Source organism: Pseudoalteromonas sp. '520P1 No. 423', from assembly GCF_001269985.1.
Classification (GTDB): Bacteria; Pseudomonadota; Gammaproteobacteria; order Enterobacterales; family Alteromonadaceae; genus Pseudoalteromonas.
Genome location: NZ_BBZB01000001.1, coordinates 2,486,484 through 2,507,410 on the forward strand (window position 1 = coordinate 2,486,484; position 20,927 = coordinate 2,507,410).

Genomic DNA, 20,927 nt, shown 5'->3' on the forward strand with positions numbered 1-20,927 from the left:
AAATTTACAGGCATTATTGCTTGGGGATCTTTATGTCTAAAATTTGAGTAAAGTATGAAAAAAATAATAATATTAAGTGGTCTTTTTTTATTCGGATGCCCAACAGTAAAAAAAGACTGTAACTTTAATGAACATAATCAAGTGCTCGCACAAGCATCTAAAATTAAAAAAAACCAAATTGATTTTGCTGACTTTAAAGCAACTTCAGAGAACCAAAAAGTATTAAAATTAAAACAAGGAGAGACTCTTGCACATTTACTTAAACCCTATGGTTTAAATGCTGTTGATATATTAGATATCAGTAATAAACTTAATCCTTACATTTCAGTAAATAAAATGAATGTCGGTCAGAGTATTAATCTCATTATGAACGGAAATAATATTAAGCGTATTATAATTCCTATAGCGTTTAATCAAGAGATCACTTTAAATAAAATTAAAAACATTTGGCAAGCACAAAAATCAAACCTTGAAACAGAGACTCAATATAAACTGGTTGCAGGGCGGATAGAGGGAAGTTTTTATCAAAGCGCATTAGAAACACACGCACCTCTGTCTGTAATTAATCGTTTTATGCTAGCGTATTCTCATAATGTAGATTTTCAAAGGTCGATAAGAAAAGGAGATAGTTTCAGGCTCATCTACACTGAGAAGTTTTTAAAAAATGACTCAGAAATAAAACAGGTCGATAAACTTAAATATGCAGAATTAACATTATCAAACAAAACGACACGTTTATATCGATTTGAAAGTATCGATAAAGGTGCTTATTTTTATGATAATGAAGGCAAGTTAGCCAATAGTTTTTTATTAAAAACGCCACTTGAGGGAGCACGGTTATCATCACACTTTGGTAAAAGAAAACATCCTGTATTGGGTTATACCAGAATTCACAAAGGAATCGATTTTGGCGCACCTAAAGGAACTCCAATATTGGCGGCAGGTAATGGCATTATTGAAAAATCAGGCTGGGGTGGTTCATTTGGTAATTTAATACGTATAAAACATAAAAATGGCTATCAATCCCTTTATGCACATTTAAACGGTTTTGCGAAAGGAATTAAAAAAGGAGTAAAGGTAAAACAAGGTCAGATCATCGGTTATTTAGGCAATACTGGCTTATCACAAGCGCGCCATTTGCATTATGAGATACATAAAAATGGTAGGGCAATCGACCCTTTAAAATTAAAGCAAGCTAGTAGCATAAAATTAAAAGGTAAACAGTTAATCGCTTTTGAAAAATATAAAAAAGAAATCGATGGGTATTTGATTTAAGTAAACGGGACTGAGTTATTTACAGGGTCCTTGTATTGTTCAGCTCTACTGCTTACATCCATGTGAGCAGTCACGTTTTAGAGGCGTTTAATTTTAAATATAATACGCAAATTTAATATAAGCGAAGATTTATCCGCGCATGTTGAACACATATTTGAAAGTTTGAGATAGCGCTTATGGATTTATTTAAATGAAATTGATATAAATTACAAAAACATGCCACGAATTGCAGCCATTTGTGGATCTACGCGTTCATTATCAGGAGTATTGTCAGTTAATTTCTCATCACAGTATTCAGTTGTAAAACTGGCAGTTGTATAATGCTTAACTAATTGACGCACACGACCCGTTACAGCACCCATTTCACTCATAAGTAAAATGCCATCATGGTTTGGAGAGCCATATAAAGTATTATCATCTACAACATGATGACCTTCGGCTCGCACTTGTTGTATGATTTTATTGCCTAACGCTTGGTCTTCATCGAATGCAATTAAGAACATACCTCTAGGGAATATATCAAGTTCAAATAGTTCGCCGCCAGCTTGGGCACTTTCTTTATCTATCGCGATATCCATAAAAGGTGTTTCGTGTAAATCAATTGCCGCAGTAAATTTTTGAGATAGGTCATCCTTGAATACACGTGCATGTAACTCTTTTAAAGATGCTGCAAATGCTTGCATTTCTTGTGTTTTAGCGCCTTCTAAAAATGCATCTCTATTAATGTCAATTCTACCTTCACTAAATCGTAACTCTTTTTCATAAGGGCCTGGGCTCAGACAAGGGTAAACAACAATATTAAACTTAGTTTTTAATTTTTTCGCATCTTCTTCAGCAAATTTTAAACATGCTAAAGGCCCGCTTTTTTCGTATCCATGTGTGCCACCGATCACAATATAACAGGGCTTATCTTGTGTAAAATCTCCGATTAATATTCGGTAAAGATTATGTGTTGTTCGAATGGCTGTATTATTTGAATCATTGGTTTTGTAATCAACGTTACCGTATTTCTCGACTCTATAATCAGGCAGGCCATTAATTGAAACAATTCTTGGCTCAATTGTTTTTTTATAATCACGAGAAGGTAGTACTGGACGTTGTTGATACCAATTATCAAATTGTGATTGATTCCATGGACTCTTTTTATTGTTATTCATATCTTAGTCTCTTATTTAAGAGTTTTATATAATAAGGAATATCATAACAAGAATCTTATAATTCAATGAAGGAGTTTATAAATCACGTCACTTTTTTTGTTAAAATGCATGTAAACTTTGCACCTCCAATATGATTATTTATAACGGAAATATCGCCATTCATCTTTTTACATGCAGCTTTAGATATTGCTAGTCCTAATCCAAGGCCCCCTGTTTTTCTACTGCGACTTTTATCTAATCGGGAGAATGGTATAAAAATAGTTTTGTAATCTTGATTTGGAATGCCTGGACCATCATCTTCAACAGAGAAAATAGTACTACCATTGTTATTTAGCTTTAACGAGATTATTATTTCGTATTTTGCGTATGCCATTGCATTTTTGACTAAATTGTCTATTAGTAATCTTAAATATACCGGGTTTGTTGTAATTTCAAGATTGTCATCAACATTGAGAGAAAAATCGAGCTTCTTATTTGGTTTTAGTACTTTGACGCGAGAATGTATAAATGCAACAAAATTTATTGTTTGGTAATAATCATAGTCTTCATCTCTTGTAACATTGTTCAGTTTCGAAAATTCTACCATTTGACTTATGAGTTCATCTATATCATCGATATAAGTATCTATATTGTGTAGAAGATCATGTTGAAAATAATTTGCACTGTTTTGCCTTAAAAGTCCTGTTGCTAATTGAATCCGACTGAGTGGTGTTCTTACTTCATGTGGTACAGCTTGCGCAAATATTTGGTTTTCATTGACAGTGTCAGTGATAGAGTCTGCCATTGTATTAAAACTGTCAGCTAACTTATTTAATGGTTTTGTTAATTTATGATTTGATCTTACTTTCATATTGCCATCACCAAAATCCTTTTGGGTTTGGATAAGTTGATTTATTTGTTTTTGCATTGATCTTACAGGCCAGTAGATAGTGAAACCTATGCTGGTTAAAACGGTGAACAGTAATATAAATGGGGCAAGATCATCTAAGTCATAATTTGCTATTATTTTTGGTTGGTGATCTGCATCATTTTCATTATCAATAAATTTGATGATTAATTTATATTCCTCTAATGTATAAACAGCAATAAATTCATACATATCACTCGTATAAATAAGGACTGAATCTACAGAACCTAGATACTCGCACGTAGTACATGCAAAATCTTCAGATAGTGGAAGCCAGTGAACCTCTATTTCTTGAGAGTTATATTGATAATTTGATAAGCTTTGATTTTCTTTATTAGGTGCAGCTTCAAACGCGCTTAATAAGTCTTGATAAACTGAATCTGTATGCTTTACAAACTCTTCAATATCACTCTGAATAAAGTAATCATCAATGACAATAAAGGTAACTGTTGCACTAATTACAACGGCCATTGCAATACTAATATATAAACGGGTAAATAAAGAGACTCTTGACATATTAACCATGGAGTAGCATGTAACCTTTATTTCTGACGGTTGTAATTATTTTGTAGGGCAATTGGTCATCATTTAATTTTTTTCTTAAACCGCATATTCTCATATCGATAGATCTATCATTAAAGTCATGATCTATACCTCTGAAAGCCTTACTACAACCATCCCTTGAAACCGGACTACCAATATTTTGTTCAAGCAATATTAACAACTCTAACTCTGCACCTGTTAAGGCTAGCTGTTTGTCATTGAAAAAAGCGACTTGTTTATTTTCATCTATTTTAAGTTTACTATGTTTTGATCGAGAAGGAGTTTTTTGGTTTTGAACTCTTCTAAGTAACGCTTCAATTCTTGCAACTAAAACAAGTGGTTTTAGAGGTTTTGTTAAAAAATCGTCGGCGCCTAGTTTTAATAAACTTACTTCACTGACATCATCATCACATGCGGTTAAAACAAGTATAGGATTCTGATAAAATTCTCTAGATTGTTTACATACTTCAATGCCACTTAAACCTGGCAACATTAAATCTAAGATCATTAAATCAGGTTGAAATGTTTTGATTCCATCTATCGCTTCCAAGCCGTCAGAAATAATATAAGTATCGTATCCTTCAGCTTGTAAATATAAAGACGTTAAACGAGAAATTTCAGCGTCATCTTCAATGATTAATATTTTTGTTTTGTTCATTAGTCCTCCAACTATAAGTTTAGTTTACTTGTATCTTTTTAAAAATATAAGTGAGGCTTACAAACGCTTACATAAGATAAATCAAATATAATGTGATCATAATCTCATTTGATAATGATAAAAGTCTTTGTGTTTTATTTAGTTCATTAAAGGGAGGTTTTTTATCATTAAATATTGAAAATACTAACGTATTAATTTCATAGAGTTATATATCTGCTTATCTGTTAAATACTTCATGAGAATAATAATTTTCTGTGAAATATAAAGAATGAATAAACACAAATAAGTAAGCCTATGTAAGCGATATTAAACTTCTAAAAAAGTGAGAAAATACAGTTTATTGAAGTTCTGTTTAGATTTATTTATTTACTTTAGACTCACCTAGCTTACAGGACCTTACAAACTGTACGTCAGTTTTAGCGCATTATTATTTTCAAGTTTACAAACAAATATGTATCTTGGAGAAATAATGAATTTAAATAAATACAATAACCAGGTTAAGAACATCAATTTAATATTATTAGCGGTTTTGCTTACTGGGTGTGGTGGTAACTCAAATAATGCAAGTTCGACTGATAGCACACAAACAGCGGGTTCAACTCAAACAACGGGAAATACCTCAACGACTAACCCAGAAGTAAGCGGGTTAGGTATTTCAGATATTCCGGTCGAACTTAAAAAAACATATACAACAGCATTAAAGTTTAATCGGTATACAAAAGTTGAGACCCCAAATGGGAATGCCATACATATCATTGCACAAACAGATATTATGGATAATCAAATAATACGGTCACGGGGCATACTTGAGCATTATTTGAAAAACTTACCTGATTCTATTTATGGAGAAGACAAAAGTGAAGTTGCAAATAAAATGGCAGAGAACGGCGCAATTCTTTTGTTACTGAATGGTGTTGATGATGGAAGTAATGCAGGAGCAGAATTAGATGGTCAGCCTTTATATTATGGCGAAATGCAAGTTGAAGGTCATTCTTGGTATATTAATCAAAACTATGAACATAGAGATGCAAGCTTTGAAGAAATTCTTCATTTAGTGCATGACTATGGCATAGGTGTAGAGCAGAATGTGCAATTCGAAGGTGCTCTACCAAATTTTCAAGCTGAAATAAGAGCAGCACAGGTTAATGGCTTAGCATATAAATTATGGGCATGGCCACAAGAACAAGCAAGTTGGATAACTGAATTGACAGCCGAAAATAGTTTATCACAAGAGTATTTAGCTTCTGTAATAGATAGTTATTATGGTCTTTGGGGCGCATTTGATAGTGAATATGGCATGTGGGGCATGTACATTGCGAAAACTCGAGAAGATTTAGTAGTAAAAGATCCACAAGCCGCAGCTTTGATGAACAATCAATTTTTTCACTCATACCTTACGTATAACGCACGTATTGATGACAGCTTTGAGGGGAATTTTAGTCTGAAATTCAATAGTAGTTTATCTTATACGTATCATGCTCAATATCTCAAAGATATCACCCTAACTGGCAGTAATAATAGCAATGTCATTGTTAATCAAATGGATAATGATATTACGGGAAGTACTGGGACTAATACTGTTATATTTTCTGGTCCATCAACACATTATAATATATTCAAAAATGACGGTGTTTTGACAATTCAAGACTTGCAAGATGATAGAGATGGAACAAATACAGTTACAGGTATAGAAAATTTAAAATTCACTGATTCAGTTCTTAAAACTTCAGATTATTAAACCTTCCTATCTAAATAAAAACACCTACAATTAAAAATTTTGAGGTGTTTTTATTTGTGTTGTTGCACTTACATTTACTTACATAGCCTTACTTTGGCTTACCCTAAATATAATCCAATTCAGGGATAATACATTCTTAGTAAAATTGATGTAACGATATTGGAGAATGTATGAACTTAGCACGTATTAAAAACTTTAAGGTAGGTGCGATTGCACTTGTGATCAGTGTAATTTTATCAGGCTGTGGTAGCAGTGATAAAAAGAAAGTAACAGAGCCAACTAAACCAACAACCCCAGAAGTAACTGATATTCAAGCTAAGCTGAAAATAGCATTCCCACAATCGACTACAGTGTTTGGCATTAGTATTCGAGGTACATCGAATGCGACAGTTATGGGGATCACACATGCAGCCAATATAATGGCTCAATATTTAGATAATGATGAAGATGGCATGCCTGATAACCAAGCCATAGTTGATAAGCTAGTATCAAAAAATGCAACACTGGTTATTGGGTCTACAGAGCAAGACATAGAACAGGTCATTAATGAACATTTATCTGAAAGCCTGATAGCAGATGCGGCATTACAGGATTTATATATTAGTGAAATACACCCAAATGGTTATGCAACTGGGAACTTTGATGCGACTTTAGAAGAAGTTTTACATTTGATTACTCATGAAGGGTATGCGGATGTCTATCCGGAAGTATTTGGTGAATTTAAAGGGTCATCTATTGCTAATGCTATGGACATTGCACGAGGGGGATACTTTGAAACAATCCCAACACATTATCCTGAGTCTGCATGGTATAAATATGATGACGAAACTTGTGAATATGATTGTATGGTAACCGAATACACCTACTGGGCTTTAACATCGATACTTGGGGCACAAAAGTCAGATAGCCGATTAGATGAAATTAAACATGAATGGTTACTTAATACTAAAGACAAAGTACAAACTACTGATCCTTCGGTATTTAATATTCTAACTAATGAAAGCTATGGTTTAGCAACTATTTTACCCGATGGACAATATGACGCACTTGATTTTGAAGTGGCAGGTGCTGTTGTTGATACAACAAAAACAGATACATTTAGCTACATAACAGAGCAAAGCGGAGAGTCAATTGCTGTTTATGGTTCAAAATTAATAGATGAAGCTTCTTACCAACGTGCTTTATCAGATGTAAAAGATGTTATAGAGTTTTTGAACGAAGATGTACGCCAAGGACTATTTAACTCAGGCGTAAAAATGCTGGTGGTTGAAAATGAAGATGAATTGGAGTCAAATTTAGACTACTTTATGTCGTTTTTACCTTTAGAAGCAGTATTTACCAATATTGATGGCGAAGATGAGACTTTGACCAGCGATGAACGTGCTGGATTATCTAATACAAAATTAGAAATGATGTATCTTATTGTTTATTACTCCCTTTTAACTCAACCAGAGCTATCAGAAAAATATTCAGCATTACAAAATGCGTATCAAGAGGCAAATAGTAAAGGATTATTTGATCCTGACGATGCATATCAAGACGGTTATATTGATGAAATACATCAAAATGCTTCTGATAAGAATGCACTTAAATATGGTAGTTATTTATATAACTTAGCTAAGGTTGCATTTGGTGATCAAAATAGCATTGCGGGTGAATTCACTTTAACAACGACAGAAGAGTTAATAAATGAAAACCCATTAGGTTATGCTGTATTAAATGAAATATTCGCAGGAGATGAGGGTGAAGTAGAGCAGTCGGCAAAGTTTACTTTTAAAGATAATGATGCAAGTTCTGATACTATTTATATGAATGGCGTAATTGGCTCTGACACACTAGATGTTATGAGAAAGTTGTTTAATGAACATCCTCAAATTAAATTAGTGGTAATGCAAAATGTACCTGGTTCTATGGATGATGATGTAAATTTATTAGCGTCAAGAGAAATACGAAATCGTGGTATAGCAACACATATAGCAAAAGATGGCATGGTAGCATCGGGTGGAACAGATATGTTTCTTGCAGGAGCGAAACGTACAATAGAGATTGGTGCCAAATTAGGTGTTCATTCTTGGAGTGATGGTGAAAAGGGTGGTAATGAATACCCTCGAGATCACGAAGTACATGCTAAATATATTGAGTATTACAATGAAATGGGAATAGATACTGAGTTTTATTGGTACACATTAGATTCAGCTGATGCCGATAGTATTCATTGGATGACAGAGTCAGAAATTAACAAATATAAAATTTTAACAGAATAAGTTTATATTGGTTTATTATCAAAAGTAGGTTGAAATGATTAGGCCTACTTTTGACATAACTTAGACATACTTACCCTTATTGGGTGCAAAAAGTACTAATAAATATTGTAAAAAGCATTAAAACGAACGGTTATTGTAATTAGGTAAATAATCTGAGTATTAGATATGCTAATAACTTTATCTAAAATTAAATATATTTTATGTTCTTTAATTCTGTCACTATTCTTATCCGCCAGTTTAGCTTCAACCTTTAATGTCGTACTTTACAATGGCGCAAATCCACCACACAGCATGATTTAAGATAATGAGGAATCAGGTTTTTTATTTATATTTTCAAAAGGTTATCTCAATTGGCTGGGTATGAATATAATTTTATTCAATTACCAGTTGCTCGAGGGTTAATGGAGTTTGATTTAGGAAATATTGATATAGAGCCAAGTATAAACAAAAAATGGCGGTTATATCAAAATGAAGTTGGACTTTACACAATACCGTATGCATCTTCTGTTGAAGTGCTTTTGGGGCTCAAGAACAAAGACATTATTACTGCCTCTGATTTATACGGTAACATGGTAGGTGTCGTCAGAGGCTATCGTTATCAAATGCTTGATGATCATTTTGGTAAAAGAAAAATTGTTAAAGTTGAAAATAAGTCAGAAAATGAATTGCTTACACAACTATCACGTAAACATTTAGACTATATTTGCATTGGTGATATTACCGCAAAATATTACCAACTCATAAATCCCAAATATCGTTTTTAATTATACGGAGCCTTATTGGCGAGTTCTAGAGTTGTATTCTAAAATAATATGAACTCTAAATACGTTTTGGAGGTTTAATTTTGTTCGTAGATGTTAAAAAAATTAATGATTTTGCTTTGGCGATGCTAGAACAAGCAAGTTTAGACGATCTGCTCTGGTCTGCTGCTCAAGGTGTAGGCGAAATTATGGATTTTGAAGACTGCGTTATTTACCTTAGAGTAGATGAGAAGCTTGTTCAAATGGCTGCTTATGGGATTAAAAACCAAAAAGATAGGCAAGTATTTGAAAGATTAGAGATACCTGTGGGTAAGGGCATTGTTGGTACTGTCGCTAAAACAAAAAATGCAGAAATTGTGACTGATACGCATGTTGACAAAAGATACATATTTGACCAATTTTCTGGTCGCTCAGAGCTTGCTGTTCCAGTTGTTTATGAAGGCGAAACGATAGCTGTTATAGATTCTGAATCAGCTTTTAAAAACCATTATACAAACTCAGACAAAGAGCTTTTACAAGTAATCGCAAATATCGTCTCTCCCCGCATCGCAAGCGCTTTATATGAAAGAAGCTTACAAACAGCTCAAATTAAGTTGAAACGTGCGAATCATCAATTACATGAACGCATGGAAGATTTAAAGCACAATCAACAATCTTTAATTCAATCTGAGAAAATGGCATCTGTTGGCACATTAGCAGCTGGAATAGCGCATGAAATTAATAATCCCCTAGGGTATTCAATAAGCAATCTTTGTATGCTTCAAGAATATGTGAAAGATATAAAAACTTGTAATGATAAAATATTAAGTGATCCAAATATATCTGATCATACAAAATCGTGCTTAACAGATACAGATTATTCCTATGTTTTAGAGGATTTAAATGATTTAACCAGTGTTACTCTAAATGGTTTGAAAGTCGCTAAAAATATTGTGGCAGATTTACGTGGCTTTGCGCATTCAAAAGATGGAGAGTTTTGTGCATTAGATATAAACGAAGGCATAAAAACAACCCTTAATGTTGTAAATAGCCAATTAAAAAATCATTGTAAAATAAAGCTAAATTTAAACCCGTTACCCGAAGTACATGGAAATATTGGTAAGTTAAATCAGGTATTTATGAACATTATTCTTAATGCTAGTCAAGCATGTGATGATAATGGTGTGATTGAAATAGATACCTATGATACTAATGGATCAGTTTGCATTGAAATATCAGATAATGGCAAAGGTATACCAAAAGAGCATCTATCAGATATCTTCTTGCCATTTTTTACAACAAAACCTGTAGGACAGGGCACTGGACTTGGTTTATCAATTAGTTACCAAATTATTAAAGAAGAGCATCAAGGTTTGCTTACAGTAGAATCAAACTCTGATGGTACAAAATTTAAGATATCACTCCCTATATATGTTGAAGAGACGTTGTTAGCGACTAACTAGCGTTTATCAAAATGCAAAAAGCCCTCAATTTGAGGGCTTTTGTATATAAAGTAAGGATATTACATATTTGGATAATTTGGGCCACCGGCACCTTCAGGTGTAACCCAAGTGATATTTTGGCTTGGATCTTTTATATCACATGTTTTACAGTGTACACAGTTTTGCGAATTAATTACAAACTTAGGTTGTTCATCAGTATTGTCTATCTCATAAACACCTGCAGGACAGTAACGTTGCGCAGGTTCATCAAAATCAGTTAAGTTCACTTTCACAGGAATACTCGCATCAGTTAATTTTAAATGACAAGGCTGAGACTCTTCATGATTAGTGTTAGATAAAAATACTGATGATAATTTATCAAAGCTTATTTCATTATCATATTTAGGGTATTCAATTTTATCGCAACTACTTGCCGGCAATAAAGTGGCATGATCTGGTGTGTTGTCTTTAAATTGAATAGGTAACTTACCACCAAAGAAGTTTTGATCTAAAGTATTGTATGCTCCACCAAAAAATTTACCGAGTTTATGCATTGCTGGACCAAAATTCCTAGAGCTGTATAACTCATCATACAACCAAGAAGCCTCAAATTTACTTTGGTAACTTGTGATATCAGTATTAGCTTGTTCTTGTTCTATTGCTTCAAAAACAGCTTCAGCAGCCAACATGCCTGACTTCATTGCTGTATGATTGCCCTTGATTTTAGCAAAGTTTAAAGTACCTGCATCACAACCTGCTAAAATACCACCAGGAAAACTCATTTTCGGTAAAGAGTTTAATCCGCCTTTTGCGATTGCTCTTGCACCATAAGAAATACGTTTACCACCTTTTAAAGTTTCAGCAAAAACAGGGTGATGTTTCATTCTTTGAAATTCATCATATGGACTGAGGTGTGGATTAGCGTAATTAAGGTCGATAATTAGGCCAACGACAATTTGGTTATCACCACTATGATACATAAATGAACCTCCATTCGTATCACCCGTTAAAGGCCAACCTGTTGTATGTACCACTGTACCTTCAACATGTTTATCTTCGTCTATTTGCCAGATTTCTTTAAAACCTAAACCATAGTGTTGTGGAGATTTACCTTCATCTAAATTAAAGCTGTTGATGATTTCTTTACCTAAATGTCCACGACAGCCTTCTGCAAAAATAGTGTATTTTGCGCGAAGTTCCATACCTGGCATATAACCATCTTTTTTATTACCATTTTCATCTACACCCATATCGCCAGTGATAATACCTTTTACAGCATCATCTTCAATAATAAGTGAGTGTGCACTGAAACCTGGGAAAATTTCTATTCCTAATTGCTCTGCTTGTTCACTTAACCAGCGACATACATTACCCATTGAGACAATATAATTACCGTCATTGTGGAATGTTTTTGGTACTGCAAAGTTAGGCACCTTAGTACCTTTAGATTCATTGTTAAGCCAATAAATATCATCTTGCTTTACTGCTGTGGTGACAGGTGCACCTTTATTAGCCCAATCAGGAATAAGTTCATCTAGCGCTTTGGTTTCAAATACTGCACCAGATAGAATGTGTGCACCCACCTCAGAGCCTTTTTCAACTACACAGATCATAAGTTCTTTTTGTTTTTCTTGGGCTTGCTGTGCCAGTTTTATTGCTGCACTAAGCCCAGAAGGACCTGCACCAACAATAACAACATCAAACTCCATGGTTTCACGTTCAACCATAACTACCCCTTTTTCTGTGACGGTTTGTGATTAATTACACCTTATTTTAGGCATAAATCAAAAAATATTAAGTTAATATGTCGTTAAGAGTATTTTAGGTTGACGTTTACGTCAACAGGAAGTAGCCTTAATTACAAATAAAAATCGTAAATTGACGTTTAGGTCAACAATAATGGAGCGACTATGAAAATCCTCGTGCCGGTCAAGAGAGTAATTGATTATAATGTAAAGGCTAGAGTTAAAGCAGATCAGACTGATGTTGATCTAGCCAATGTAAAAATGGCTTTAAACCCGTTTTGTGAAATTGCTGTAGAAGAAGCTATCCGTATAAAAGAGGCGGGTAATGCAGAAGAAGTTATTGTTGTATCTATTGGTGTTAAAGCAGTACAAGAGCAATTAAGAACGGCACTGGCGCTAGGTGCTGATCGTGCTATTCATATTGAAACTGAAGAAAAACTAGAATCTCTTCAAATTGCTAAACTGTTAAATAAGCTTTTAGAGCAAGAGCCTGCAGAATTAGTTATTTTAGGTAAACAAGCGATTGACTCAGACAATAACCAAACAGGTCAAATGCTAGCTGCATTGTCTAATCGACCTCAAGGTACATTCGCTTCAAAAGTAGAATTAAATGATTCAAAAGTAAATGTAACACGTGAAGTTGATGGTGGATTGCAAACAGTTGCACTAAATTTACCAGCAATCGTAACGACAGATTTACGCTTGAACGAACCACGCTACGCATCTTTACCAAATATTATGAAAGCTAAGCGTAAACCATTAGCTGTTATTTCTGCAGATTCTTTAGGTGTTGATTTAGCGCCGCGTATTGAACTTGTAAAAGTTGAAGAACCAGCTGTAAGAGAAGCAGGGATCATTGTTGATGACGTTGCTCAGCTAATTGAAAAATTAAAAAATGAAGCGAAGGTGATTTAAATGAAAACATTGATCATAGCAGACCACGAATACGGTGTTTTAAAACCTGAAACATCAAAAACGATTAATGCAGCTTCTAAACTAGGTAATTCAATTGATGTTTTAGTTGCAGGTTTAAATGTAAGTGATGCTGCTACTACAGTTGCAAGTATTGAAGGTGTTAATCAAGTAATACTAGTAGATAATGCTGCATTTGAGCATCAACAAGCTGAAAACATGGCTGATCTAGTTATTTCTTTAAGTAATGATTACAGTCATATCTTAGCTGCTGCAACAACGACAGGCAAAAACTTTATGCCACGTGTTGCTGCGCTTTTAGACAAAAACCAAATATCTGAAATTGTAACTGTAGTTGACGCTGATACATTTAAACGTCCTATTTATGCAGGTAATGCAATCGCTACAGTTAAGTCATTAGAAGATAAAAAACTTATCACTGTACGTGCAAGTGCGTTTGATTTGCAAGGTGAACAAGCCGGTGTTGATATTATCAATAACGCAACAGACACTGCAGCTACTGGAAGTGAGTTCGTTTCTAAAGAACAAGCTGAATCTGAGCGCCCTGAACTCACTGCTGCAGAAGTTATCATTTCTGGTGGTCGTGGTATGCAAAACGGTGAAAACTTCAAATTACTAGAAGGTATAGCTGATAAACTTGGAGCTGCAATCGGTGCTTCACGTGCCGCTGTTGATGCTGGTTTCGTTCCAAATGATATGCAGGTTGGCCAAACAGGTAAAATTGTTGCACCAAACTTATATATCGCTGTTGGTGTAAGTGGTGCAATTCAACACTTAGCAGGCATGAAAGATTCTAAAGTGATTGTTGCTATCAATAAAGACCCTGATGCACCAATCTTCCAAGTTGCAGATTATGGTTTAGTTTCAGATTTATTTGATGTATTACCTGAGTTAGAGTCTTCTTTATAACGACATAGTTTAATTTTGATTATGCTATCCATTTAAAAGCACAACTTTATTAGTTGTGCTTTTTTATTTAAAGTACAATACTAAGTTGCTGAATATAACTATTTCGGTCTTTGCATGCTAAATGGGGTTGTAATTGCAGTGTATTCTCCGCCTCCAAGTCGTGCCAGTGGATTTATGCGATCTGAGTGCACTTTTATTCTTTTTTTACCATCCAATTCAGAAACTTTATCATTGACATATAACTGTTTTATTTCTAAAAATATTAAAGTTTGTGGTATATCTCCGAGTTCTTTTATTTCATAAAGCTCACATGCATAAGCGACATCACATTGTGTCAAACGTGGTAATGAAAACCCTTCAAATTTTGTAGTCTTCAATTTAGATGCCTCTAATTCAGAGATCCCATGTTCTAGGCTTGCAGCTGTTTGTGTCACTAAAGGTGCATCTTGTTCTGATGCAATATGTATCACCATTTGTCTGTTTTTTAGAACATTAACTAAAGTATCTTTTTTATCGCCATTTGGCTTTAAACCAACAGAAATCATGATCAGTGCTGGATCACTCGATACTGCGGTGAAATATGAGAAAGGCGCTAAATTAAAAGAATCATTTCCTGAGTCGGTTAACGCCCAAGCGATAGGACGGGGTATTAAGGTTTGTGTCATTAAGTGATAACGTTGGCTTGGAGAAAACTCGCTAAATTTAAGGTTCATTTTTATCTAAAATATGCTGTTAATTATAATTCAAATCCTGCCATAGTTGGGTGATAAACAACAGTAATAAATAAACCCGCTTTGTTTATCTAAATATACCTCTATTCATTTTATCTACAATGTAAATTTAAATTACCATATTGTTTGATTTATTGATGAGAGTTTAACCATGAAAACAAATAAAATTATGTTGTTTGCTTCAGCTGCTTTGTTACCTTTATGTGCAAGTGCTGATAGCAGTCATAAAGATGCGCATAAAACTGTATTTGACAAGGTAATTGCTAAGCAAAAATCTGCACTTGCTAAATCTACTAAAGGGCAAGGCTTAGGTCCACAATCGCCACGTGATATTGATTCTTTATTAGGTGAAAATAATCGTGCTTTCAGTGAATCTCCTGCTTTAAAAGAAATGAATTTATGTAACATTCATTTTCATAAAAATGCTGAACATAAAGGTGGTGAATTTACTGAATATGCCGGACATGGTGATGCTAAGTGTTTTGAAACTGGTTTTGAATATTCTGGTGAATTATCTCAATCTGAATTAAAACCTTTTGGTAAACAAACTGATGCTAGTACACACGGTAACTTATATCCAGGCGATACAATTGAAGTAGATTATGTGCATGCAACTGCGAAAATTAAACCAGGTCCAACTCTTGGAGCATGTTTAAGTGATGCGATTGGGAATCCACAATTGAGAGTTTAAACTCAAGCATATGTTATTGTTAATGACAAAAATGCGAGATTTTAATACATTGACACGACATAAAGTCGTAGATGGTTATCATCAAGCGATTAAAACTCCAACAAACACGGGTGCACCTGTTCAATATGAAGGTTCTACAACAGGGCCTAGCTACAATGAAAAAGGTTCACCATTTCAAGTTAACTGGAGTGTACGTCCTAAAGTAGCAAAAGTAGATATTCGTAAAGTAGGTAAATGGCTTAAAGGGAATACGTTTAACGAAGATCATGCACATGGTGTGAGAAACTTAGTTATGAACCCTAAGCTTCTATCTGAAATAAAATAATTATAAATTAAAAAGTGTGTTAAATTTGAACATGAATTTAGCGGACTATTTCTTTTGTGAGATCCACAACTTAATTTCCCCTTTTACGACTACTACACCATTTGTATCGTAAGCTGTAACGGCTACGTTCATATCTCCTGGTTGCCATTGTTCAGGTGTGACTTGTGCGGTACATAATATGTCAGTTCCTGCTTTGGCAGTATAGTCTAGAGACATACCTTTAGGGATCCATCTTAAATGATTTGGTATTGAAGACTCTGCCATCACGCCCATCGCCATCTCTAAACCATTACATATAGCGATAACATGAACCGTTTTAATATGGTTATGAACTGCATTCTTTTTTTTAATTAAACATTCACAATAGTTTGTTTTAAGTTCTGTGATTTTTGGATTTATGGTACCAAAATAGGGGGCTTTCTTAGCAACTATCATAGAAAAAATCTTATTGCCGAAGGGGAATTTAGAAATTTTTTCATAAATAGACATCAATTTTGTAGGCTTTACTGTATTCATAATTTTATTGTTTTTATTATCTGGTCTGATGAGTTTATCATTTTTAAAGGAAATCTCCAGTTTGACTGATTAATCTTTAAATTCACCTTCATTTACTTGCAATGCGTTATTGCCTGAGTAAACTCTCGAACAAAAAAAATAGAGTGATAACTCTATTTGTGGTTTTTTAAGATTAAGAGAGAATTAATGAACAAAGGTATTTTAACTATTGCTGTATCTACAGCATTATTTGGCTGTGCATCTCAAGTATCAGCGGCAAGTTTTAAACTAGCAGAATCTTCAGCAACAGGTTTAGGTCGTGCTTATGCAGGTGAAGCAGCGATAGCTGATAATGCAGCAACTCAAGCGCGAAACCCTGCTATGTTGACTTACCTTGAAGGGACTCATTTTAGCGGTGGTGCAGTATACGTTATGCCTAATGTTGATGTTTTAGGTGATGTTTCATTATCTTCACCCTTATTTGGTCCTGAGGCCATTGTCATGAATGCTGACATGAAAGATGTTGCACCTAATGCGATTGTGCCTAATATGTTTTTTGCTGAACAATTAAATGATAGATGGACATGGGGATTGGGCATTAATTCAAATTTTGGTTTAGAAACCAATATTTCAGATACGCATACCGCTGCCATTTTTGGTAACCATACGTCAATTACAACTGTTGAATTTAACCCAAATATTGCTTATAAAATCAATTCTAAGTTTAGTGTAGGCGTTGGATTAAGACTTGTATATGGTGAAGGTAGTATTAGTGCATCGGTACCTAGTTGGATAGATGGTTTAAAGACTAAGTTACCTGAGCCAATCGCAGGAAAATTACCTGATGGTGGTACAGAACTGAAAAGTATGGAAGGCGATGATATTAGCCATGGTTGGAATATAGGAACGACTTGGCAGCTATCATCCATTCACAGACTTGGTTTTGCCTATCACAGTAAAGTTAAATTAAAACTAGATGGGGCTGCATCTGGATTATTGTACACAGGTAGTGAAAATATAAGTGTAGAAGGGAATCTACCTATTGAATTACCAGCTTTTGCAGAACTTTCATCATACCATCAACTATCAGATAACTTTGCTATGCATGCCAGTATAAACTGGACACAGTGGAGTGTATTTGACGAACTCGTTGCTTATTTCCCAGGTGAAACAAAACCAATAGGTGGTATTGACTCAGATTTAGTTAAAGAAGAAAACTTTAAAGATAACTGGCGTTTTGCAATTGGTTCTACCTATCAAATTAATGATGATTTGTTATATAGAGCGGGTATCGCGCTAGATCAAACTGCAGTTGATAATGAACATCGTACATTAAGTATTCCAGACTCAGATCGTTTATGGTTTAGCTCTGGTTTAGGTTATCAAGCAAGTGAAGATCTTACTTTAGATTTCTCAGTTACTTATATAAAAGCCCATGGTGATGCTGAAATAGATGAATCACTCAACTTAATGGATATAGCACAAGTTGACTTTTCTGGTGAAGCCAGTGGCGATGTATATTTAGTTGGCATGCAATTGAGTTATAAGCTTTAATAACATAGAAAATAGTAGACATTTATAGGTAAATCTTTAGTGTACAGATTTACCTTTTTGATGTTGTAACTATTATGAATAGACCTACTTTATTTTATATATATGATCCTATGTGTAGCTGGTGCTGGGGGTATAAGATTACATGGCAAAAATTACAACAGTTTTTAGACCCATTAGTTGATATCGAATATAAAGTTGGCGGATTGGCGCCCGATTCTGATGCGGCTATGCCAATGCCTATGCAAGGGTTTTTACAATCTACATGGCAAAAAATAGAAAAAGATCTAGGTACTGAGTTCAATCATGATTTTTGGCGTAATAGCACTCCGAAACGTTCAACTTATCCATCATGTCGTGCAGTGATCATTGCAAGAGACTATCAGCTAGAAACCCAAATGCTTGAAGCTATTCAAAAAGCTTATTACCTAGAAGCACAAAACCCATCAAATAATGACGTCCTAATCCAGTTAGCGAAATGCTTGGGAATAGATAAGATTGAATTCGAACAAAAGTTAAAAAGTGATGAGATTAATAATAAATTGATATCAGAAATTAATTTGATACAAAAAATGCCAATACAAGGCTTTCCTTCCCTTGTTTTACATCTCGATGAACAATATTATCCAATAAGAATAGATTACAAAAACTTTAACACGACACTAGAAGAAATAAAGTCACATTTATAAAGCGGTTATAATTAACAGTATTAAGGAACTAAAATGAAAACAAGGATCATCGTTTACTCAGTATTGTTAATAATAATCCTTTTAATTAGCCTTAAACCTGCAACTTCAAAAAATGAAGGGTTGATCATTTATAATCAGCCTCAAAATGATATTCCAGTCGAACAATTCATCCGTAATTGGGAAACGATGTCAGTTATTAAGGCTCAGGTTGTATCCGATATTGATGACCGACTTATCTTAAAAATTGAATATTTGTATTCTGGCGATCATGGAGATGTTGCAACTACATGCGGTGGCGTATCTTTTGAAGGAAAAAGAGGTGACTGGTCTTGTAGACCTTCTGGTGTGAAAAAGGGCAGAGGAACAGCGATGCTGAGCTTTGGTTTATCATCGGCTGCAAAAGATACTGAATGTTCTACTGATATTACATTTAGTATTTACGATAATAAAGGGTCTGTATTTGCACATCAAAAAATTCCTTATGAAAAGATATGGTATAAAAATATAAATGGGATACTAGGATCTGTTTCTAAACTGTTTTCATCTTGCCCCGTATATAGCTAATTATGGGTTTTTATACCAATTGTATCAAGTAAGTTCCCACTCAGAGCCTTTGGGGGTTTTCATTTCTAGGCATGTTATCGCAGTAATGGTCATTCCCTTAAAAGATAACATAACAACGAAGTGTAAATCCCCAGAGGCTCCTTTAAGGCGGGTTTAAAAGCGTTTTATACTGCGTTAAATAATTTTGAAATAGAATAACTATGGCTTCAATTATTTGCCTTGTCTAAAGCGCTTTTAACTCCCGCTGAATTGGAAGTTAATTAATACAATTGGTATTAGACCTAAAAGTCTATAACTGAAAACTAAACCTGATATACTCGCGACCTTTAAATATCCCTTATCTTTGTAAGGAGTATTTAAACACATGGAAGTAGAACCATACTGATAAGGATATTTATGTTATTTGCTTGAGGTCCATCAGTTGTTTAAAAAATTATTAAAAGCGTTATTTTCAAAAAAAGTAAAAAATACGCCAGATTTAGAGTATTTTGAAAGAACACGTAATAGTGTAGATTCAAAAATCCAGCCCCAAACCATCGATTTTACCCAATCCTCATCTGTTACTTCTACTGGTATTACTATAAAACCAATCAACCAACACGATGCTGATTTTCATCATTATTTATTTGGTCAATCCGAAAAGCAAAATAAACTAGACCCATTTAGTGTATTTGTCTCATCAAAAATTGAGCTATTATTACTTTCACCTAAAACATTGATAGCTCAACTGCCTGTTCTCCCATCTACAGTCACCATTTTGATGTCTACAATGAAAGAAGATGATTTTAATCTTAATGAAATATTAAAGATTATCGAACAAGAGCCTAGTATTGCAGCTGATGTTATAAAAACGGCAAACAGTGCTTTTTATAAACGGTGTGAAAAGCAAGTTACGGATCTTAAATCTGCATTTATGAACCTGGGTTCTCAAGGTTTATACGAAAGTGTTTTGATAAGTTATACCAAGAAATTATCACCTAGTAGTAGTATATATTTTAAAAAATTTGGTGAGAAAATATGGCAACATAGCCTTAAAACAGCAATTTATTCTAAAGATATATATATAAACTCAAATGATAATAAAGATGGTTCTACTGCATATTTAGTAGGTCTTATAAGAAATTTAGGAAAAATGGTTATTTTCCAAATAATGATCGAAGCATTTAGTCATGTAGACCCAAATGTACCACCTAACTCACAAGCATTTAAAAACTTAATTTCTACATTTTCAACAAGATTAACATATGCAATTGCTAAGCACTGGCAATTACCAACGGAAATAATAAATGCTATTGCTAATCAAACAAAAGTTAAATCAGCAACGTGTGAAATTGCACAAGCAGTATATGAAGCAAACATTATTAGTGAGCTAGAATATATTTTTGAAGCAGACATCATAGATGAACCCGAATTTAAATTACGATGTCGTCAAAGGCTTTCATCAACAGGGGCTTTCAAGCTTGCCCAGAAAACGATAAACAAATTAAAACTGGCAAAAATAACAGATTAAAAACTAATATCGTTACTGTATTTTGTGTTAAATTACGGTGTTATAAAATAAAAACCAGTA

General features: G+C 34.0%; 17 protein-coding genes and 1 pseudogene. 12 read left to right on the forward strand and 6 right to left on the reverse strand.

What is annotated here, in order from left to right; all coding sequences use genetic code 11:
• Positions 1–54: 54 nt before the first annotated feature.
• Positions 55–1,275, forward strand: coding sequence for a peptidoglycan DD-metalloendopeptidase family protein (locus PSA_RS11335; protein ID WP_052379924.1), 1,221 nt, complete (start codon positions 55–57; stop codon positions 1,273–1,275).
• A 206-nt stretch (positions 1,276–1,481) separates the two neighbouring features.
• Here the strand turns inward: PSA_RS11335 and PSA_RS11340 are convergent, their stop codons facing one another.
• The 3 genes from PSA_RS11340 to PSA_RS11350 form a co-directional block, all read right to left on the reverse strand.
• Positions 1,482–2,432 (reverse strand): succinylglutamate desuccinylase/aspartoacylase family protein, encoded by a 951-nt coding sequence (locus tag PSA_RS11340; RefSeq protein WP_042144525.1) that lies wholly within the window; start codon positions 2,430–2,432, stop codon positions 1,482–1,484.
• 82 nt (positions 2,433–2,514) lie between these two features.
• Positions 2,515–3,864 carry a HAMP domain-containing sensor histidine kinase gene (locus PSA_RS11345; protein WP_042144523.1) on the reverse strand — a complete coding sequence of 450 codons (1,350 nt, stop codon included), beginning with the start codon at positions 3,862–3,864 and terminating at the stop codon, positions 2,515–2,517.
• Complete coding sequence (locus PSA_RS11350) at positions 3,857–4,540, reverse strand: response regulator transcription factor (protein ID WP_042144522.1); 684 nt, start codon at positions 4,538–4,540, stop codon at positions 3,857–3,859. The genes PSA_RS11345 and PSA_RS11350 overlap by 8 nt, the downstream gene beginning before the upstream one ends.
• A 469-nt stretch (positions 4,541–5,009) precedes the next feature.
• Here PSA_RS11350 and PSA_RS11355 point away from each other — a divergent pair, with 469 nt between their 5' ends.
• The 4 genes from PSA_RS11355 to PSA_RS11370 all read left to right on the forward strand — a co-directional run bounded on the left by PSA_RS11355 (position 5,010) and on the right by PSA_RS11370 (position 10,745).
• Positions 5,010–6,278 (forward strand): hypothetical protein, encoded by a 1,269-nt coding sequence (locus PSA_RS11355; protein ID WP_042144521.1) that lies wholly within the window; start codon positions 5,010–5,012, stop codon positions 6,276–6,278.
• Positions 6,279–6,448: 170 nt separating this feature from the next.
• Complete coding sequence (locus PSA_RS25860) at positions 6,449–8,542, forward strand: hypothetical protein (RefSeq protein WP_052379923.1); 2,094 nt, start codon at positions 6,449–6,451, stop codon at positions 8,540–8,542.
• 350 nt (positions 8,543–8,892) lie between these two features.
• Entirely contained in the window at positions 8,893–9,306 is a 414-nt protein-coding gene (locus PSA_RS11365; RefSeq protein WP_052379922.1) for a transporter substrate-binding domain-containing protein, read from the forward strand.
• Between the two features lie 80 nt (positions 9,307–9,386).
• Positions 9,387–10,745 carry an ATP-binding protein gene (locus PSA_RS11370; protein ID WP_052379921.1) on the forward strand — a complete coding sequence of 453 codons (1,359 nt, stop codon included), beginning with the start codon at positions 9,387–9,389 and terminating at the stop codon, positions 10,743–10,745.
• A 59-nt stretch (positions 10,746–10,804) separates the two neighbouring features.
• On the opposite strand, the gene PSA_RS11375 is transcribed toward PSA_RS11370, so the two are convergent.
• Positions 10,805–12,451, reverse strand: a complete 1,647-nt coding sequence (locus PSA_RS11375) for an electron transfer flavoprotein-ubiquinone oxidoreductase (protein WP_042144519.1) — start codon at positions 12,449–12,451, stop codon at positions 10,805–10,807.
• A gap of 183 nt (positions 12,452–12,634) precedes the next feature.
• Here PSA_RS11375 and PSA_RS11380 point away from each other — a divergent pair, with 183 nt between their 5' ends.
• Together PSA_RS11380 and PSA_RS11385 are read left to right on the forward strand one after the other, a co-directional pair.
• Positions 12,635–13,384 carry an electron transfer flavoprotein subunit beta/FixA family protein gene (locus PSA_RS11380; RefSeq protein ID WP_042144518.1) on the forward strand — a complete coding sequence of 250 codons (750 nt, stop codon included), beginning with the start codon at positions 12,635–12,637 and terminating at the stop codon, positions 13,382–13,384.
• Entirely contained in the window at positions 13,385–14,311 is a 927-nt protein-coding gene (locus PSA_RS11385) for an electron transfer flavoprotein subunit alpha/FixB family protein (RefSeq protein ID WP_042144516.1), read from the forward strand. It begins immediately after the preceding gene.
• Between the two features lie 98 nt (positions 14,312–14,409).
• On the opposite strand, the gene PSA_RS11390 is transcribed toward PSA_RS11385, so the two are convergent.
• Positions 14,410–15,024, reverse strand: a complete 615-nt coding sequence (locus PSA_RS11390) for a flavin reductase family protein (protein ID WP_042144514.1) — start codon at positions 15,022–15,024, stop codon at positions 14,410–14,412.
• Between the two features lie 169 nt (positions 15,025–15,193).
• Here PSA_RS11390 and PSA_RS11395 point away from each other — a divergent pair.
• Positions 15,194–16,058 (forward strand): annotated as a pseudogene (locus tag PSA_RS11395) (delta-class carbonic anhydrase).
• Positions 16,059–16,103: 45 nt separating this feature from the next.
• On the opposite strand, the gene PSA_RS11400 reads toward PSA_RS11395, so the two are convergent.
• Positions 16,104–16,574: a hotdog fold domain-containing protein gene (locus PSA_RS11400; RefSeq protein WP_042144512.1), complete on the reverse strand. Its 471-nt coding sequence runs from the start codon at positions 16,572–16,574 to the stop codon at positions 16,104–16,106.
• A 186-nt stretch (positions 16,575–16,760) separates the two neighbouring features.
• Here PSA_RS11400 and PSA_RS11405 point away from each other — a divergent pair, with 186 nt between their 5' ends.
• The 4 genes from PSA_RS11405 to PSA_RS11420 all read left to right on the forward strand — a co-directional run bounded on the left by PSA_RS11405 (position 16,761) and on the right by PSA_RS11420 (position 20,867).
• Positions 16,761–18,107 carry an outer membrane protein transport protein gene (locus tag PSA_RS11405; protein ID WP_042144509.1) on the forward strand — a complete coding sequence of 449 codons (1,347 nt, stop codon included), beginning with the start codon at positions 16,761–16,763 and terminating at the stop codon, positions 18,105–18,107.
• A 74-nt stretch (positions 18,108–18,181) separates the two neighbouring features.
• Positions 18,182–18,793: a DsbA family protein gene (locus tag PSA_RS11410; RefSeq protein WP_042144507.1), complete on the forward strand. Its 612-nt coding sequence runs from the start codon at positions 18,182–18,184 to the stop codon at positions 18,791–18,793.
• A 33-nt stretch (positions 18,794–18,826) separates the two neighbouring features.
• Complete coding sequence (locus tag PSA_RS11415) at positions 18,827–19,357, forward strand: hypothetical protein (protein ID WP_042144505.1); 531 nt, start codon at positions 18,827–18,829, stop codon at positions 19,355–19,357.
• A gap of 421 nt (positions 19,358–19,778) precedes the next feature.
• Positions 19,779–20,867, forward strand: a complete 1,089-nt coding sequence (locus PSA_RS11420; protein WP_042144501.1) for an HDOD domain-containing protein — start codon at positions 19,779–19,781, stop codon at positions 20,865–20,867.
• Positions 20,868–20,927: the final 60 nt, after the last annotated feature.

Coding starts and splice junctions, on each gene's coding strand:
- PSA_RS11335 (WP_052379924.1), top strand. CDS start 55: ATGAAAAAAATAATAATATTAAGTGGTCTTTTTTTATTCGGATGCCCA.
- PSA_RS11340 (WP_042144525.1), bottom strand. CDS start 2,432: ATGAATAACAATAAAAAGAGTCCATGGAATCAATCACAATTTGATAAT.
- PSA_RS11345 (WP_042144523.1), bottom strand. CDS start 3,864: ATGGTTAATATGTCAAGAGTCTCTTTATTTACCCGTTTATATATTAGT.
- PSA_RS11350 (WP_042144522.1), bottom strand. CDS start 4,540: ATGAACAAAACAAAAATATTAATCATTGAAGATGACGCTGAAATTTCT.
- PSA_RS11355 (WP_042144521.1), top strand. CDS start 5,010: ATGAATTTAAATAAATACAATAACCAGGTTAAGAACATCAATTTAATA.
- PSA_RS25860 (WP_052379923.1), top strand. CDS start 6,449: ATGAACTTAGCACGTATTAAAAACTTTAAGGTAGGTGCGATTGCACTT.
- PSA_RS11375 (WP_042144519.1), bottom strand. CDS start 12,451: ATGGTTGAACGTGAAACCATGGAGTTTGATGTTGTTATTGTTGGTGCA.
- PSA_RS11380 (WP_042144518.1), top strand. CDS start 12,635: ATGAAAATCCTCGTGCCGGTCAAGAGAGTAATTGATTATAATGTAAAG.
- PSA_RS11385 (WP_042144516.1), top strand. CDS start 13,385: ATGAAAACATTGATCATAGCAGACCACGAATACGGTGTTTTAAAACCT.
- PSA_RS11390 (WP_042144514.1), bottom strand. CDS start 15,024: ATGAACCTTAAATTTAGCGAGTTTTCTCCAAGCCAACGTTATCACTTA.
- PSA_RS11400 (WP_042144512.1), bottom strand. CDS start 16,574: ATGAATACAGTAAAGCCTACAAAATTGATGTCTATTTATGAAAAAATT.
- PSA_RS11405 (WP_042144509.1), top strand. CDS start 16,761: ATGAACAAAGGTATTTTAACTATTGCTGTATCTACAGCATTATTTGGC.
- PSA_RS11410 (WP_042144507.1), top strand. CDS start 18,182: ATGAATAGACCTACTTTATTTTATATATATGATCCTATGTGTAGCTGG.
- PSA_RS11415 (WP_042144505.1), top strand. CDS start 18,827: ATGAAAACAAGGATCATCGTTTACTCAGTATTGTTAATAATAATCCTT.